The sequence below is a fragment of the Litchfieldia stipae genome, assembly GCF_014837155.1.
Taxonomy (GTDB): domain Bacteria; phylum Bacillota; class Bacilli; order Bacillales; family Bacillaceae_L; genus Litchfieldia.
In genome coordinates, this window is record NZ_JACYHA010000028.1 from 1 (window position 1) to 17,820 (window position 17,820).

The following is a 17,820-nucleotide window of genomic DNA, read 5'->3' on the forward strand; positions in this document are numbered from 1 at the left end:
ATCGCAACCTTTTTCGACTGTTTGTCAAGAGCGATTGCGGGGCCTCACGTCCCCCCAAAATGGAAATGAACTTATACTTTACATAGTTTTCATAGAACTTTTGACACTACCGGTTAAAAGATATTTTCATAATATAACAGATAATTGCAAATTCATAGGAGGTTAAGAGTGAAAAATACAATATGCAGGAAAAAGACTTTCGATATAGAATAAAAGGTGATGGAAAGTATTTTTAAAATTTAAAAAATAGATGTGGAGGTAATATCGTATGGTTCAAAAGAAAAGAGCGGAAGTTCCTGTTGATGAAACATGGAATCTCGAGGATATTTTTTCAACAGAAGAGCTTTGGGAACATTCTTATGTTGAAATAGAAGGGGTACTTGATCATTTTCTGAAATCTTCTATAAAGTTAGAGAACTCAAAAGATGTGTTAACTGCCGTGCAAGATTTAGAGAGTTTACTGGAAAAATTAGAATTAACAACAAGCTATGCAAGGTACAAGTTCTCTGAGGATGGGACAGACCAAACGAATCAAACGAGAATGGGACGCACTCAATTTCTAATGGAAAAAGCAGCAAACGTAAAAACCACTTTTATGAACGCTTTCCTTAGCCTTTCAAGTGAAGAATTAAATACTTATCGTGAAGAAGAAAGAAGGCTAGAAGAATATAATAAGTTTTTAAATAAGCTAGAAGAAGCTCGAAAGCATACATTAAGTCCTGAATTAGAGGATGCACTTGCATCACTAGATTCAACCCTGAAATCAGCAGAAGGAATTTATGACAGTATTACTTCTTCTGATATGAAATTTGAGCCTGTTTCTAATCGAAATGGGAAAGAAGTACCTGTGTCATTGTTTATGTATATGACTCAAATCGAAACATCTCCAGATACGACTTTACGTAGAAATGCGTACAAATCGTTGACTAGCGGTTTAAATAATTATAAGCACGGGTTAGCCCACACATTAGCAACAGAAATACATAAGAACATTTCACTTGCAAAATTGCGTGGGTATCCATCTACTTTTGATATGCTTCTTCAGCATTCATCGCCAACAAACTTCTTTTTGGATGCAGATGGTATCACATCACAGCATTTTGAACAAATATTAGATACGATTCGTTTAGAGTTATCGCCACATATGCAGCGCTATGCAAAATTGCGTCAGCGCGAGCTTGGTCTTGACAAACTATTATTCTCTGATGTAAAAGCACCACTCGACCCAGACTTCGATCCTGAAATTAGCTTTGAAGAAGCTGGTGAAATCATTATTGAAGCTGTTGGTGTTTTAGGTGAGGAATACAAAGAGTTAATGAGAAAGGCAATCAAAGAACGCTGGGTATACCGTGGAGATAATGTTGGGAGAAATATGATTGCTTTTGGTGGTGGAGTGCATGGGGTACACGGATATGTATTCTATCCATGGGGAGGAAATCTATTTGATATGATTCTCTTAGGTCATGAATTAGGTCATGCCCTGCATTTTCATTTAGCCCATGAGAATCAACGAATCATCAATAATTCGATGCCACTCTTTTTCATAGAGTCCCCATCAACTTTAATAGAGCATCTAATTGTTCAGTATTTACGCGAAACTAGAGATGATCCTCGCTTGCATCGTTGGCTTAATATGTATTTGATGATGAGTTATCATCATAATTTTGTTACACATGTGTTAGAAGCTGAGTTACTTAGAAGACTTTATAAAATGGCGGAAGCTAAGCAGCCTTTAACAACTACAACAATAAGTGAAACAAAGGGGGCGATTCTGTCTGAATTTTGGGGTGACACAGTTGAAATTGATGAAGGAGCCAAATTAACCTGGATGAGACAACCACATTACTATATGGGACTATATCCATACACGTATTCAGTTGGTTTGTCTGCATCAACGGTCATTGCCAATCGAATCAAAGAAGAAGGAATAACTGCTGGCGAGCATTGGACTGAAGTACTTAAACAGGGTGGAGCAAAGAAAGGTTTAGATTTATTTAATATGGCAGGACTTGATTTATCCAACACACAGCTTTTCAGTGAGGCCATTAAGTATGTTGGATCCATTGTAGATGAACTAGAAAAAAGTTTTTAATTAAATATAAATAAGTGCTAAACGTCGATACGTCTTAGCACTTATTTTCTTTTGTAAGCTATTAAGAACTTTTCTGAATTTGTTTATATAAATATTGATAAGAATTAGCTTCTTCAACCATACCTAATTCTCGATATAATTTTGTTAGCCATTTAATCGGTCTTGGGTTTGTAGGATTTAGTTCAATATCCCAGAGAAAACATTCAATAGCTTGAGGCAGTTGATTTAAATAGTAATATAGTTCCCCCATAATATGCTGTTGCTCTGGTTCTTCTCTTATCTTATATAATGTGTTTATTTGAGTGGCGTAACTAAAGGGTAAATGTAGCAGGGGACTCATCCACTGATAAACATAGGTTAAATCGTGAGATTCAAATAGTCGAGGAATAAGAAGATTCATCAGCTGTTCAAGTTGGCTAGTGCTTGCATTTGTAAAAATCTCAGCGTTTATGTCTTCGAAAGCTAGAGCGTGAGAAGGTTCTAGAACATCAAAAATGCCAATTAAAACATCTATTTGTCTTGATGTTAATTGTATTTCAGTCTTTGTTAGAAGCAAATAGGCATCTTCATAATGATTCTCATGTAATAATTCGGAAACAATATGATTGCGAATTTTTTCTTTGTTTATAGTTGATGTCGCTTGGTCATGGAGCTTTAAGAGATAAGCTTTAGAGTCATTCTCAGAATAATAAGTAGGAAGAATTTCTAATAATTGCTGGAAATAGAGATCGAACCGTTTCGTATCTGGTGAAGTTAATTTATAAAAGTATAGTGCAAGAATTTCGAGAGGTCTGGAATCTGTTCGGATGGTTTCCAAAAGGAGCTCGAAGCCTTTTTGTGTGTTCAATTGTAAAAAAGCATGAGTTTCTACAAATAATGGGTCAAACTTACATAATTTCTTAAGATCTGATTGATATTTGAGGGAGTATTTCTGGTAATCTATGTGGGAAATCAGGGAATGGGCCCAATTGTTGGTTGGGTATCTTTCAATAATAAGATTAAGTATGCGGTATGCTTGTAGGAATTTACCATCTCTTCTGGCTTGTAAGCACATTTTTTTAAAAAGAGAAGTTAAGTCGTCTTTCTTAAAATAGGTGTCAAATGCAGTTAAGATAAATGCAGATTCAACTTCATTATATTTTGTTTTTATTTGTTTCCAAAGCGTATTCAAATTGGTGAGTAAATGAAAAGAATTCAAAGTGAGTAGAGACTGTATAATTGGATGAGGAGAAGCAAGATAAATACCTTTGGTTAGAATCTGTTGAAGGGTCGATGTTCTTTTTATTTTAGTTGTTCTCTTACCAGTAAGGAAATTGTTTTTATAAAAGAATAAATAGTAACATTCGTCATTTTTTTGATTGTAGGATTCCAAAACTTGATAACCTTGAAAAAGATAAAGACCATTGATTTCTAATTCGACTTTTCGATTTTCATCTGTAATCGTAATATAGGTTGTATTTTTCATTTCTATCCATCCCTTCAATTTTCCTATAATTATATTGTACCATAGTAGAAAATGCTTTGATATTTCGGGTTAGAATTGAATGAACTATGTTGGATAATTGAGCAGTATACAAACATTGTTAATAATGGTTTTAACTATTAACAATGTTTGTGATTCTTAGAGAGTCTTTGACTTTATATTATTTTCGATATGAGTGGATAATCTAGCCATGTCGTCGTTCGTTTCAAAGCTTGCCTGAGCACTTGTAGCGTTTCCGCCACCTTTTCCTTGAAAATTCTTAACATGATCTTTCAAAAACTGTCCAGGGTGAAAGTCAAAGGAACCATTATGAGCAATAAACAACTTTTTTTCAAGCTCTGATTGGAAGATAACGAGGTAATTCTGTTCAATAACAAGACGTGCGAGCCTTTGCATATCTTTTAAAGTACGATTATTAAAAGTAAAGCTAATCACATTTGAAGTGGTTTTATTAACCAATTCTTGGGCAAAGTGCTGATCCATTTCTTCTTTCAAACCTTCCATTTCTTTTTGAAAGCTTTTATTTTCAGCTTCTAATTTCTCGATTTTTGCTAGCACAGATTCTCTGTTACTACTCAGATGTGATGAAATTTTATTTAATATACTTCCTGATTGTTGATAATCCACTAATGCACGATACCCACATTTAAAATAAACTCGAACCATTCCTTTTTGTTTTTCAGTTTTGACAATTCGAATCATTCCGAGTTGACCGGTGTGATTTACATGTGTTCCACAACAAGCCGAAACATCAATTCCGTCAATTTCAACAATTCGGATATCGTCAGTTACTTCAGGAACCTTTCTTAATGGGAGGGAGGATAATTCTTCCTCTGTTACAAAATAGGTTTTAATTTCTCTATTTTGGTAGATATATTGATTTACTCTTTGTTCAATTTCTATTATATCTGTTTCACTAAGCTGGGTTGTTTCAATATCAATCGTGACATTGTCAGTTCCAAGATGAAAGCTTTTTGTCACGTATCCAAATCGTTCGATGATACTTGCAGATAAGAGGTGTTGACCAGTATGCTGCTGCGAATGATCAAAGCGCAGATTCCAGTCAATCTCACAACTGACCTCTGGTGTATCAGGTTTTGAAGCTAACTTATGGTAAATTTCATTTTCTTCCTCGATGACATCAAGCACTTCAAGTTGATTGATAAATCCTTGATCAGCTGGTTGTCCTCCACCTTCAGGATAAAAAGCAGTTTCATCTAAGGTAATTAAAAAATAATCCTCCTTTTCAATAATATTTGTTACTCTTGCTGTCCAATTAGTACACGTTGGATATGTGTAAAATAATTTCTTTGTCATTTGACTCTCCTTTTTGCTGAATAATATCCATCTAATCTTATTGTACATAAACATGTCAAAATCGCAAAAATGATTATTGAAAAAATAATCAAAAATTTTAACCATACTAATCCGATAAAAAAGGTTGACTTTACAATTCGATGTGATAAAATTTAAAAAAACAAATGAGAAATAAATGGAAATGTAGATAATCAACTTACTAGGTAAATAGATACATATTATTGGCTAATTTACCTGTTAACTGATTTACATGAGAGAGGAGAGTATTATATGAGTCAATTAGTAACCTTCAAGAACTTTAACGAAGTTGAAAAAAAAGAGTTCAATATAGATAACAATACAAAAGGGGCATTAGAGGTATTAGAGTGGGCATACAGTCAATATCAAGATGAAATTGTTTATGCTTGTAGCTTTGGGATTGAGGGAATCGTGATGATTGATTTACTATCAAAGGTCACTGACAAAGCAAGAATTGTCTTCCTTGATACAGGTGTTCACTTTGATGAAACTTATGAGTTAATTGATAAGGTCAAAAAAAGATATCCAACCTTAACGATCGAATTAAAGAAGCCTAAGCTTACTCTTGAAGAACAAGCAGAGCAATTTGGAGCAGAACTGTGGAAGAGTAATCCAAATCAATGCTGTAATATTAGAAAAATCCAACCTTTAAACGAAGTACTTTCAGGGGTGACAGCTTGGATTTCTGGCTTGAGACGTGAACAATCGGAATCAAGAAAGAATACAGAATTTATCAATTTAGATAAACGTTTTGAATCTATTAAGGTTTGTCCATTGATCCATTGGTCATGGAAGGATATTTGGAGATATGCTCATAAGAATGAGCTTGATTATAATACATTACATGATAATGGGTATCCGAGTATTGGCTGTAAAACATGTACGAAACCAGCCTTTAATGCAGATGATCTACGTTCAGGAAGATGGACTGGAACAAATAAAGTAGAATGCGGATTACACACATGAAATTAAAAGAGGGTAAACAAACATGACATATACAATAGCCGCTTGCATAATTGCGTTATTTTTTGCGATGAATATAGGAGCGAGTGGTGCTGCAGCCTCCATTAGTATTGCCTATGGTTCTGGAGCAATCGCTAAGCGTAGAAATGCTCTTATTATATGTGCGATTGCGATTTTCCTAGGTGCATTTATCGGAGGAAGTGAAGTAGTTAAAACAATTGGTTCTGGGATCGTTCCACAATCAATGCTTACAGTAAAGGTTGTTTTAATCATTCTCATTTCAGCTACATCATCATTATTTATCGCTAATTTATTGGGGATTCCGTTATCTACCAGTGAAATTACAGTTGGGTCAGTCATTGGGGTTGGAATTGCATTACAATCATTATATGTTCAAAAAATCTTGGTCATTGTAAGCTTTTGGGTAATTGTCCCAATCATAGGCTTTACATTAGCGCTTATCTTAGGAAAAGTGATCCAACGAATTGAGTTAAAGTATCCACAAGTGAACAGTTCAAAGTATAAGCCTATTCTTACCATTTTTGTAATTGTGATTGGATTTTTTGAAGCCTTCTCAGCAGGAATGAATAATGTGGCTAATGCCGTCGGACCACTTGTTGGAGCAGGAATCGTTTCAATTCAGCATGGAATCCTTATCGGTGGCTTTTTTATCGCAATAGGAGTACTGTTCTTGGGTGGTAAAGTGCTTCAAACCAATGCAAAGAAGATTACAAGTATTTCTTTGCTAGAAGGTGGAGCAATTTCTGGAACAGGAGCAATTCTAGTAATGATTGCTTCAGTATTTGGATTACCAGTTCCACTTACTCAGGTGACAAGTTCAGCCATTATTGGGATTGGAATGGCCAAAGATGGAATGGATATTTGGAAAAAACAAGTTATCGTGAAAATATTAAAAGTTTGGGTGGTCTCCCCAATATTCTCAATGGTCATCTCATTTGGACTGTTTAAGATGTTCATTGATGGGGATTTATATACATTAATAATCTTACTAGGTGTTTGTGCTGCCACTTTAGGAACGATTAGTTTAATAAAGACGATTCGAGAAGACCAACGACAGTATCAAGAAAATGGTGGGGGAATATAACTTTAAAACCAACTAAAATGATATGAATAATAAAATTAGGAGGAATAAAAAATGTCATTAAGTATACCTCATGGCGGAACTCTAGTTAATCGCTGGAACCCAACATATAATTTCGTACAGGTTGAAAAGGAAATAGAATTAGATACAATTGCTTTAAGTGATTTAGATTTGATTGGAACTGGTGCATATAGTCCGATTGAAGGATTTCTAAGTCAAGCAGACTATGAATCAGTTGTTGATCATATGAGATTATCAAATGGGGTTGTCTGGAGTATTCCAATTACCCTTCCAATTAGTGAATCACTTTCTAGTCACTATTCTGTTGGTGATACGGTTAAATTGGTGAAAGACGGGGACGTGTATGGGATTATTACCATTACAGATTTGTATTCTCCGAATAAGGAAAAAGAAGCACTGAATGTCTATCGTACCGCAGATCTTGCTCATCCTGGTGTTAGTAAACTTTTTGAAAGAGGAACAGTATATGTAGGTGGGCCAATTACTCTTGTAAAAAGAATAAAACGTACAAAGTTTGAAAGCTTTTATTTAGACCCAGTTGAAACAAGAGAAATATTCAAATCAAAGGGATGGAATTCAGTTGTTGGATTCCAAACAAGAAATCCAGTACATCGTGCTCATGAGTACATTCAAAAAACAGCACTAGAAACAGTAGATGGTCTGTTTTTAAATCCTTTAGTGGGTGAAACCAAGTCTGATGATATCTCAGCCGAAGTGAGAATGGAGAGCTATCAAGTGTTACTGAAAAACTATTATCCAGAAGATCGTGTTTATTTAGCGGTATTCCCTGCTGCAATGCGTTATGCAGGTCCAAGAGAAGCGATTTTCCATGCAATGGTACGTAAGAATTACGGTTGTACTCATTTCATTGTTGGCCGTGATCATGCAGGAGTTGGCGATTATTATGGCACGTACGACGCACAACTCATTTTTGACAATTTCACAGAGGATGAACTTGGTATTTCACTCCTATTCTTTGAACATAGCTTTTATTGCAAAAAATGTGAGAGCATGGCTTCAACAAAAACATGCCCACATGATAAAAGTGAGCATATGATTTTATCAGGAACTAAAGTAAGAGAGATGTTACGAAACGGTGAGGTTCCACCAAGTACATTCAGCCGCAAAGAAGTTGTAGAGGTTCTTATTAATGGATTACAACGAGAGTCGGTTGGAGTTAACTAAAGGAGAGTATAGATTCATGTCTAAAAACGAAAACATTGTTTGGCATCAAGCTTCATTAACTAAACAAGATCGTCAGAAATTGAATAACCATCAAAGCTTTGTATTATGGTTTACTGGATTATCAGGTTCTGGAAAATCAACAGTGGCTAATGCTGTGGCTAGTAAGCTGTATGAATTGTCTGTAAGGACATATGTTCTTGATGGTGATAATATCCGCCATGGTTTAAATAAAGATTTAGGCTTTAATGACAATGATCGAAAAGAAAATATTCGTCGAATTGGTGAGGTTTCAAAGCTATTTGTTGATAGTGGTCAAGTCGTATTAACTGCATTTATTTCACCATTTCAAGAAGATCGCGCGGTTGTTAGAGAATTATTAGATACAGGTGAATTCATTGAGGTTTTTGTCAAATGTCCGATTGAGGATTGTGAGAAGCGTGATCCAAAGGGTCTTTATGTGAAAGCTCGACAAGGAATCATTCCTGAATTTACAGGAATCAGTTCTCCATATGAGGAACCAACAGAGCCTGAATTAACAATTGAAACTAATAAATATACAGTTGAAGAATGTGTTGACCAAGTGATTACTTATTTAAAGACGAAAGAACTCATTTAAACTGTAAAAGAAAAAACATTTTCATTGTAAAAAAAAGTTTAAATTATTTTATTAACAAAACTTTATGGTATGATGAAATAACAAATGAGACCGAAGAGAAATTCTTATGGTTTCATTTGTTTTTTTAGAATAGGAAATGCTAAGTAGACATAAATGATGTGAACATAGAGAGGGGCGATTCCATGGGGAAAGTGTATTTAGTTGGTGCTGGACCTGGTGAACCTGAGTTAATCACCCTAAAGGGATTACGTTGTATTAAGGAAGCGGATGTGATTTTATACGATCGCTTAGTGAATGAAGAATTGTTAAGTTATGCAAAGGATGATGCAGAGCTTATTTTCTGTGGGAAATCTCCTGAGTGTCATACACTTCAACAAGAAAGAATTAATGAATTATTAGTTGAGCATGCGATAAATGGGAAAATTGTTACAAGATTAAAAGGTGGAGATCCCTTTGTATTCGGGCGTGGTGGGGAAGAAGCGGAAGAATTATATAAACATGGGATTCCATTTGAAATAGTACCAGGTATTACTTCTGGGATTGCAGCTGCAGCATACGCAGGTATTCCTGTCACCCACAGAGAACTAAGTTCATCCTTTGCATTTGTTGCTGGCCATCGGAAAGATTTTGAAGAGGATAATATTCGATGGGAGGCACTTGCAAAAGGTGTTGATACATTTGCCATCTATATGGGTGTGAGAAACCTTCCTTTTATCCAAAAAAAGCTAGTTGAATTTGGTAAGGCAAAGGAGACACCAGTAGCAGTCATTAATTGGGGAACTACTCCTGTCCAAAGAACTGTTGTTGGTACCTTGGATAATATCAGTGATATAGTAAAAGAAGAAGGAATTGAAAATCCTTGTATGATCATTGTCGGTGAAGTGGTACGGATGAGGGAAAAAATAAAGTGGTTTGAAGAACTAAATCCAAAGGGGTTAAGTGAGGTAATTGATTAATGGAAGCAGTTCTATATATTTGTCATGGAAGTCGAGTCCCGAAAGCGAGTGAGGAAGCGCGTTTTTTTATTGAAAAATGTATGGAAAAGCTATTAAATCAAGTGGGTTATCAAGAGTGCTGTTTCCTTGAGTTGGCTGAACCAAGTATTGAAGAGGCTTTCACTCGATGTGTTGAAATGGGAGCAACCAAAATATCAGCTTTACCTGTATTGTTACTTACTGCAGGACATGCAAAGATTGATATTCCAGATGAGCTCGTAAAAATGAAGAGGAAATTTCCACATGTAGATATTCGATATGGGCGCCCAATTGGTGTTCATCCACAAATGATTGATATCGTTAACGAAAGAATCTTAGATTCAAATGTACCGTTAACGAATGAATCAAATATTCTTTTAGTAGGCAGAGGATCAAGTGATCCAGATGTACAGCGTGACTTTACTGATATTGCGCATCTTTTAAAGGATCAAACAAAGGTAACGGTTGATGTTTGTTATTTAGCTGCTTGTGAACCGAGCTTTGAAGAAGGATTACAAATTGCTCAACAAAGAGAAGCGAAAAGAATATTTGTTGTTCCTTATCTTTTATTTACAGGTATCTTAATGAAAACAATGGAGAGAAAGATTAAGAACATCAATAAAGAAAGTGATAAGGAATTTATTCTCTGTCCTTACCTAGGATATCATCAAATTCTTCAAGAAGTTATTATAAAAAGGGTGCTTGAGATAATAGATGAAACAGCCTATAGCAAGGAGATTGTCTAATGTTACCGATTATGCTTGATTTGTTGGATAGGCAGTGTGTGGTTATTGGCGGTGGAAAAATTGCAGCGAGAAAAATAAAAAAACTATTAAATACAGGTGCTAAAATTGTTGTCATCAGTCCTTTTATTTCTGACGAGATTAAAGAATTAGCAAATGAACAAAAACTAGTGGTATTAGAAAGAGAAGTTCTTAATGAGGATTATAAGGATGCTTTTTTAGTGATTGCTGCAACCGATTCGTTTGAAGTGAACCAGGAAATCGTCTCTAACGTAAAATCGAACCAGTTAATATGTGTAGTGAATAAACACGAATTAGGTAATGTTCATATACCAGCCTCTTTTTCACGTGGAAAACTACAAATTAGTGTATCAACCTCTGGCGCTAGTCCCCATTTAGCCAAGAAAATTCGTAACAAGTTAATGAATACATATGATGAATCCTATGAGGAATATCTTGATTTTCTTAATGAATGTAGATTATCACTAAAAGAATTAACTGACCAAGGCTTAAAAGCACAGCTATTAGAAGAACTTATAGACGAAAAATATCTTCAATCAACTAGTGAACGCGAACAATTTAAGAAAAGAAATCATCTCTAGGAAATTAAACTTAGAGATTTTTTTGAATTTTAATTTGGTTACTATAATAATATTATGTAAACTAATCATAAATAAAAGAAGACAGGGGACACTATCATTACTCTAATAAGAAGTGGTGATAAATGTGGAGCATATATTTTTAGGAGAAGTATCTAATAACGAGTATATATTAAAACAGGTGAAACAAATTCCAACACAATCAATCATGAAGAAACAACAAATTCAATCATTATCAGATTACCTCGCCAAGGCCGTTCATCATGATGAGCATCATATCATAACCATCAATGATCAATTACCAATTAGATTAACCAATGATGAAGCGAATCAGTTAATTACTGAATTAGAGAGTATTGAGCAAAGTCTCATTGAATAAGCTTTTTTACATTGATTTCTCTACATAGGGAGATCTTTTTTTATTTTGGCTGTTTTCTCAATGTTTGTTGTTTTTTGAGGTGAATTAATTGAGAATAGATTTCTAGCAGACTGAATACACGTGGGACTCCCGTGGGACTAGTTGGCTCCCATAGGACGCGGAGTGTATTCAGGCTGCGGTATCAAAAGCAACAATATATACGAAAACAGCCTTTATTTTAGAACTTTAAGAAGGATTCTATCTTTCGAATGTCGAAATATTAATAATCATGCTGATTGGAGGAAATTAGATGGCAATTCAAATGAAAAGTAATGTGATTGAAGACTTTCATGGCACGAAAGTGGCTGATCCATATCGTTGGCTCGAGGATACAAATCTAAAAGAGACACTTGAGTGGGAAAAAGAAATGAAAGCAGAAAGTAATAATTATTTTTCTCAATCAAATACACATACTCTTGATCAAGAGCGACTAAAAGAGCTGTGGAACTTTCCGAAATATTTCGTACCTAAAAAGATTAATAATATATTATTCTACCAAAAAAATGACGGATTAAAGAACCAAGCCGTACTGTATAAGAAAGAAGATTCCACTGAGGAGGTAGTAATTGATCCCAATTCTCTTTCAGAGGATGGGACTGTTGCCGTAACGAATTATTCATTTAGTAGCGATGGTCGTTATGTTGCTTATGCAGCTTCAGCTAATGGTAGTGATTGGCAAGAAATTCGTGTTCGTGAAGTTGAAACGGGTAAGGATTTAAGCGATGTGATTAACTGGGTTAAGTTTTCTTCCATCGTTTGGAATCCTGATCATACAGGATTTTTCTATAGTAGATTTCCACAGCCTGGAACAGTTAGTAAAGAAGATGAAAGTAATCACAATAAGGTATACTTTCATCTATTAAATACTGACCAGCAAGATGATATCTTGATTCATGAACAGCCGGAAGAAAAAGAATTAATGTTTTCTCCATACCTTTCAGAGGACAAACAATTTCTCTGCTTACATGTAAGCTTTGGAACGGCGTCTGAAAACAGATTTTATATAAAGCATATTGGCTCAGATGATAAATTTACAAAGTTGCTAGATGAGCAGGATGCTGAGTATTCTTATCTTACAAATGAAAATCATATTTTTTATTTCCAAACGAATCTAAATGCTCCAAAGGGGCGTGTTATATCAATTGATATTAATAATCCAAGTAGAGATAACTGGAAAGAAGTGATTTCAGAACAAGAAAATGTTATTGATCGTATTAAATATGTAGATGAGAAATTTGTGGTGGTGTTCTTAAAGGATGCGCAAAACACACTCCAACTGTTTAATAAAGAAGGTCAGTTTGAACGTGAGATTCCTGTTCCATTTATAGGCTCTCTCACTGAATTAACTGTTAATAAAGATGAAGCAGAAATATTCTTCGGTTTAACGTCATTTTTACATCCAACTAGTGTGTATCAATACAGCTTGAAAAGTGCTGAAATAAGTGTTTTCGCACAGTCTAATTTAGCATTCGATGTCTCAGAATATGAGACAACACAAATTTTCTATCCTTCAAAAGATGGCACAAAGGTTCCGATGTTTTTAACACATAAAAAAGGGATAGATTTGAATGGACAACATCCTGTGATTTTGTATGGTTATGGGGGATTTAATGTAAGTCTTACTCCTTCCTTTAATCCGGCTATTCTCAGGTGGCTTGAAAAAGGCGGAATCTATGCGGTAGCAAACCTACGTGGTGGAGCTGAATACGGGGAAGAATGGCACAAAGCGGGGATGCTGGAGAACAAACAAAATGTATTTGATGATTTTATTGCTGCAGGAGAATGGTTAATTAGTAGTAACTATACTTCAAAAGAGAAATTATCAATCATGGGAGGTTCAAATGGTGGATTATTAGTGGCAGCATGCATGGTTCAACGTCCTGATTTATTTGGAGCTGTCATTTGTAGGGTGCCTGTGATCGATATGTTGCGTTATCATAAATTCACCATTGGCAGGTACTGGATTCCTGAGTATGGTAATGCAGAAAAGCCTGAGGACTTTCCGTACCTATATGCTTATTCTCCATTACATAATGTGAAAGAAGGAGAGAAATATCCTTCCATATTGATCGCAACAGCAGATAGTGATGATAGAGTGGTGCCTGCCCATGCAAAGAAATTCACAGCTACTTTGAAGGAAAAGGCAGAATCAGGTTCTACGATTATCCTTCGACTTGAATCAAAGGCTGGGCATGGATTAGGAAAACCTACATCTAAATTAATTGAAGAATGGGCGGATTTCTACACATTCTTAGATAAAGAATTAAGTTAAAGAACTAACCTACTAATAGCACACAAATCGAAAAACATGAAGCCTTTAGAAAAAAGGGATATAAGTGTTTTAATCTGTCATTGATAAATAATCCGAAAGTAAAGTATCGAGAAAACCCTTCAAATAAAGAAAAAAGTATTTATCCTGTGGAACAGTACTTATCACTTATGGATTATGTAAGAAACATATCAAAACATAAAGAGAATTCTTTAAAAGATATCCAGAACATCTCAGGAGACATTAAATATGACAGGTATGCTTCTACATGGTTATACGTCGTGATTCATCTTAATAATGCTTGGAGACATTTTGATGTTACGTTATTACCACGTATCGATTTAACAAATACTTCAGTAAAAGACCTTGATTGGTTCAAAGAAAATACCTTATCAGATGATGATGTGGATATGATTGTAAATCAGTTAAAAAGAAAGCGTTTTAAACATGGTAAAAACAAAAAGGATAGAAGGTTCATTTGTTCAAGAGAATTAAAAGAAGCTTTTGCTACAGCTGCTGCTATTTGTGAATTAAGATGTAAAGAATTTACACCTAGCAGTGATTGTTTAATAGATTTCGAGGGTACAAATCATGACTTTACAATAGGCTCTCATAATGCATTTTTTAAGGATTTTCCAAAATCAATAGAGTTTCAATCATTAAAGGCTAATCGTACACTCATTAGTTATATGTATGATGTTATTAAAAAAATGACAAACCGTAACCCTCTTGAAATTACGAAATATATCAGAAGCCATTCTGATGTAGAAATAACAAATGTTTATGTAGAAATTCCACAAGAACATCTCGACTTTATAACAACACAATTATTTGGTTTAGGAAACTTTGGATATATCTACGATATGATGTCTGTTTTAGTCTTAGGAGAAGCTCCAGAAGATCGTGAAGAGCGTACTAAACAAGCGTTGGTGATGAGAGATTTATTTGGTAGCATTTACAAAATTGAAGAGTTAGCGGGATATATCGAGGCTCTAGAAAAGGAAAAAGATGTTGTAGGCGAAATAATTATAGGATTATCAAATGAGGAATTAGGAGATAGATTTAACTTAATTAAATTAAATCAAATGCCAGCTAAACAAGAAAACTATCAGTGTTTATTAGGAGAAGATGGATGTATATTTAAGGGGAGAGACTGTCAACAATGTCCATTATCAATACCTAACTTTTATGCTCTATCTTCATTAGGTGATAGCATAGCAATAAAAGTGAAAGAATTTCATAATGAGTTCTATTCGACTAACTTACCTGCTGAAAAGTCTAGAATTGCTAAGTTATTGTATTCAGAATTAGCATTGATGAGACAAGCAGTAACACGTTTTGGTGAAAAAGAAGTAAGTTTCTTTATTAAAGGTGGTATTGACCAATTGAGAACAGAGACAAAAGCAATACCTAGTCTAAAGCCATACATTCAAGTGGGTGATTATTCATGACGGTTTCCTTTAAGATTAATCAAGAAATTGAATTATTAGATGAATTTTCGGATGAGAAATTTGATATAACTTACAGTATCGAACAAGCAAAAGAGATATTAAAAGATGAGAACAATAAAAGTGACATAACGGAATGTTATTTTGAAAAAAGTATATGGACAATGGAAAATCCGGTTACAAAGACAAGAATTAACCTTAACTTTATAGACTTTAATAATACATTCACTAACAGTGACTTAATAGCCAAAAAAGATTTTATACTAATTGTAAAATGTTGGACTGCAAATATCATAAAAACTCGTAGCGCTCCTTTGGTAAAGAAATACCTTAATAAAATTATAGAGTTTATTGAGATAACTGAATGTTTCTTGATTAAAGATGAGGAAAAAATACGTAATATATTAAAAAGAGAAAACGAGGAAAATAGATATTTGATTGCCTATACTATGCTAAACTTTTTTGACTTTTATGAAGAGTTGGATTCGGATAGTATTTATACTCAGATATTAATAGATGTAAAAGAAGAATTAAACGTAACGGGAAATAGGGCTGTGCGAAAATTACCCAAATCAAAGGATATTTTAATGTTCTCTTGGTTTCTGGATGATTTCTTTAGGCAGGTGGAACCCAGATCCAATGAGTATTATTATTACTATCCTTTATATATTTGGTGGAACCTCACTAACTTAATACCGATGCGCCCTTCTGAATTTTGTAAGATTCACCGAGATTGTTTATTTATTGAAAACAAAAAAACATATATACGATTACCTCGATATAAGCAACCAAAATACAAAAGTCAAATCCAAGTGATTGACAAAATAAGGATACCAAGTAATATGTATCAAGAAATTGAAGAATATATTGAACAAACGACAATGTTTGGAGAATCAAAAACACTAATTTCGTATCGTTCTGTAGCTCATAATGGAACCCAAAATCAAATGCGAAATAAAGTTGATCCTGATTACTTCACGCTTGATATTTTAGGGAAAATATTGAAGAATTTTTACAAATATATAATCACCAATATATATGGTAAAACAATCAAACCTTATGCAAAAGTTGATAAGGAAATATCTATTCTAGATAGAAAAGATGATAGGGAAGATTTCTATGATATAGATCAACAAATAAGACCCGGAGATACTCGTCATTTCGCATTTTTAAATCTAATGAGGCAGGGATACCACCCGGTAGAAATTGCGCGTCTAGGGGGGCATACGACAGTTAGAGCGCAATACCATTATCATCAACATACTGAGTATTGGGTCGATACAGATGTTTTAAAACTGATGATCCGTTTCAATTTAGATGAACAGAAGAAAAAACAGAGTGTAGGCGACAGGTCATCACTAAATGAGATTCCATCTGCTCTTAGTGATGAATTTAAAAAGAAGTTTATTTTCAAACCACCCACTTGTGAGAAAACGAAACGAAAAATGAAGATCGGATATTGTACAGACCCTCTACAATTATGTAGAGTAAAGCATTGTATGTTGTGTGACGACTGGCGAATTTCAACAGATGAGTATCTTGAAAAAACTAGACAAATAGAAGAGATAATTAAAGAAAGCAAGAGAGATGTTGATCGATTAACTTCTACGCTACTAAATCTTTATAAATTAGCACTCTCTAATTCAAGTGATTTAGAATTTCAAGAACACAATATGCAAATTAATCAGGATTTAACTCTTGCTTCTAAGGAGCTTGAGGAAGCCATTAACAATTATGCTAAAATGCTATCAATCAGTGAGAGGGTCGAAGACTGATGAAGAAAAGTAATAGAGGTAGAAAAGCTAAGTTATTCCCACAATCTGAAATCGACCAGATAGTTCAACGATTTGTCAATGAAAAACGGATTGATGGAATAGTTAAGCCTATGGAAGTTTATCGATTTTCAGTAGAACTTTATAATAACAACGAAATCGAATATAAACTGTCTGAGGATTATTGGAGAAAGCCTAATCGGCAAGGTACTGTTACTATCGCTAAATTTAATCAAGTCCTTGAACATACCGTTGAAAGTGGAACTGATGAAATAGAGAGAATTATCGATACACAAGATGCCATTAATAAGCATTTTACAGGTAAGCAAGAAGATAAAAATAAATTAATCAGCCTTTTAAAAATGAATGAATCTAAAGCCAAGCGATATATGAATAAAAATAAAGTACTGCAAACAAAAGTTCGGAATCTTGAAGTAAGCTTAGCGGAACAAAAAGACAAGACTCAGGAATGGAAAGGTGTTGCTGAGAATCTAGAACAAGTGCTTTTTGCTTTGATGGATTACAGCGTGGATTCTGATGTACCTCTTGTAAATATGATGACTACCGGAAAATCTAGAAGTAAACCTGTAAATAAATTATTTGATACAATTTTTAGTGAACCTACTGCTGCATATAAATTTGAAGAATTTCAAAAACAAAGACATAATTTAGTTTCGATTAAAGATGGAAAACAGAAAAGTGCTTTTGATGATATTGACTTTTAATTCTTAATTAAAACCTAAGTACATTTATTCTTTAATTGAAGTTGAATAACCTACTTCTTTTAAAAAAGATATGTT

At 34.2% G+C, this 17,820-nt stretch carries 15 protein-coding genes; 13 read left to right on the top strand and 2 right to left on the bottom strand.

The features are described from left to right. The first annotated feature begins 268 nt into the window (after positions 1–268). Positions 269–2,092, top strand: coding sequence for a M3 family metallopeptidase (locus tag F7888_RS20305; protein WP_191782848.1), 1,824 nt, complete (start codon positions 269–271; stop codon positions 2,090–2,092). 61 nt (positions 2,093–2,153) lie between these two features. On the opposite strand, the gene F7888_RS20310 is transcribed toward F7888_RS20305, so the two are convergent. Beyond that, positions 2,154–3,557, bottom strand: a complete 1,404-nt coding sequence (locus tag F7888_RS20310) for a serpin family protein (protein ID WP_191782850.1) — start codon at positions 3,555–3,557, stop codon at positions 2,154–2,156. A 156-nt stretch (positions 3,558–3,713) separates the two neighbouring features. Beyond that, positions 3,714–4,892, bottom strand: coding sequence for an alanyl-tRNA editing protein (locus F7888_RS20315; protein ID WP_191782852.1), 1,179 nt, complete (start codon positions 4,890–4,892; stop codon positions 3,714–3,716). Between the two features lie 270 nt (positions 4,893–5,162). Here F7888_RS20315 and F7888_RS20320 point away from each other — a divergent pair, with 270 nt between their 5' ends. From F7888_RS20320 to F7888_RS20375, 12 genes are all read left to right on the top strand, one after another. Continuing rightward, entirely contained in the window at positions 5,163–5,876 is a 714-nt protein-coding gene (locus F7888_RS20320; RefSeq protein WP_191782854.1) for a phosphoadenylyl-sulfate reductase, read from the top strand. A 22-nt stretch (positions 5,877–5,898) separates the two neighbouring features. After that, positions 5,899–6,978 (top strand): inorganic phosphate transporter, encoded by a 1,080-nt coding sequence (locus F7888_RS20325; RefSeq protein ID WP_191782856.1) that lies wholly within the window; start codon positions 5,899–5,901, stop codon positions 6,976–6,978. A gap of 51 nt (positions 6,979–7,029) precedes the next feature. Next, positions 7,030–8,181, top strand: a complete 1,152-nt coding sequence (gene sat, locus F7888_RS20330) for a sulfate adenylyltransferase (RefSeq protein ID WP_191782858.1) — start codon at positions 7,030–7,032, stop codon at positions 8,179–8,181. Positions 8,182–8,197: 16 nt separating this feature from the next. Beyond that, positions 8,198–8,797, top strand: coding sequence for an adenylyl-sulfate kinase (gene cysC / locus F7888_RS20335; protein ID WP_191782860.1), 600 nt, complete (start codon positions 8,198–8,200; stop codon positions 8,795–8,797). 182 nt (positions 8,798–8,979) lie between these two features. Then, positions 8,980–9,753 (top strand): uroporphyrinogen-III C-methyltransferase, encoded by a 774-nt coding sequence (gene cobA / locus F7888_RS20340; protein WP_191782862.1) that lies wholly within the window; start codon positions 8,980–8,982, stop codon positions 9,751–9,753. Next, entirely contained in the window at positions 9,753–10,517 is a 765-nt protein-coding gene (locus F7888_RS20345; RefSeq protein WP_191782864.1) for a sirohydrochlorin chelatase, read from the top strand. Before cobA ends, F7888_RS20345 begins: the two co-directional genes overlap by 1 nt. Next, on the top strand, positions 10,517–11,116 hold the full coding sequence (locus tag F7888_RS20350) for an NAD(P)-binding protein (protein ID WP_191782866.1): 600 nt from the start codon (positions 10,517–10,519) through the stop codon (positions 11,114–11,116). The genes F7888_RS20345 and F7888_RS20350 overlap by 1 nt, the downstream gene beginning before the upstream one ends. Before the next feature lie 124 nt (positions 11,117–11,240). Next, positions 11,241–11,492 (top strand): hypothetical protein, encoded by a 252-nt coding sequence (locus F7888_RS20355; RefSeq protein WP_191782868.1) that lies wholly within the window; start codon positions 11,241–11,243, stop codon positions 11,490–11,492. A 289-nt stretch (positions 11,493–11,781) separates the two neighbouring features. Beyond that, positions 11,782–13,803 (top strand): prolyl oligopeptidase family serine peptidase, encoded by a 2,022-nt coding sequence (locus tag F7888_RS20360; RefSeq protein WP_191782870.1) that lies wholly within the window; start codon positions 11,782–11,784, stop codon positions 13,801–13,803. Between the two features lie 80 nt (positions 13,804–13,883). Continuing rightward, the gene (locus F7888_RS20365; protein ID WP_191782872.1) at positions 13,884–15,251 is read left to right on the top strand and encodes a hypothetical protein; all 1,368 of its coding nucleotides are present in this window, start codon (positions 13,884–13,886) and stop codon (positions 15,249–15,251) included. After that, on the top strand, positions 15,248–17,023 hold the full coding sequence (locus tag F7888_RS20370; RefSeq protein WP_191782874.1) for a site-specific integrase: 1,776 nt from the start codon (positions 15,248–15,250) through the stop codon (positions 17,021–17,023). Before F7888_RS20365 ends, F7888_RS20370 begins: the two co-directional genes overlap by 4 nt. Continuing rightward, positions 17,023–17,745, top strand: coding sequence for a hypothetical protein (locus tag F7888_RS20375; RefSeq protein WP_191782876.1), 723 nt, complete (start codon positions 17,023–17,025; stop codon positions 17,743–17,745). The genes F7888_RS20370 and F7888_RS20375 overlap by 1 nt, the downstream gene beginning before the upstream one ends. The last annotated feature ends 75 nt before the right edge of the window (positions 17,746–17,820 follow it).